The following is a 566-nucleotide window of genomic DNA, read 5'->3' as shown; positions in this document are numbered from 1 at the left end:
GAAACATCTTCGGGTTGTGAGGTTAAGCGACTAAGCGTACACGGTGGATGCCCTGGCAGTCAGAGGCGATGAAGGACGTGCTAATCTGCGAAAAGCGACGGCGAGGTGATATGAACCTTTGACCCGTCGATGTCCGAATGGGGAAACCCAGTGTGATTCGTCACACTATCGTTAACTGAATACATAGGTTAACGAGGCGAACCGGGGGAACTGAAACATCTAAGTACCCCGAGGAAAAGAAATCAACCGAGATTCCCCCAGTAGCGGCGAGCGAACGGGGAGCAGCCCGGAGTCTGAATCAGCTTGTGTGTTAGTGGAAGCGTCTGGAAAGTCGCACGGTACAGGGTGACAGTCCCGTACACGAAAATGCACAGGTTGTGAACTCGAAGAGTAGGGCGGGACACGTGGTATCCTGTCTGAATATGGGGGGACCATCCTCCAAGGCTAAATACTCCTGACTGACCGATAGTGAACCAGTACCGTGAGGGAAAGGCGAAAAGAACCCCGGCGAGGGGAGTGAAAAAGAACCTGAAACCGTGTACGTACAAGCAGTGGGAGCACCTTCG

General features: G+C 53.2%; 1 rRNA gene. It reads left to right on the top strand.

The annotated features are described in order from the left end of the window. Positions 1 to 20: 20 nt before the first annotated feature. Positions 21 to 566, top strand: a 23S ribosomal RNA gene (locus IM299_RS22785); the annotation flags it as partial.

The sequence above is a fragment of the Enterobacter cloacae complex sp. P47BA genome, from assembly GCF_014930485.1.
Classification (GTDB): Bacteria; Pseudomonadota; Gammaproteobacteria; order Enterobacterales; family Enterobacteriaceae; genus Enterobacter; species Enterobacter bugandensis.
Note: the sequence above shows the minus strand (reverse complement) of the source record. Positions and strands in the feature narration are given on the sequence as shown.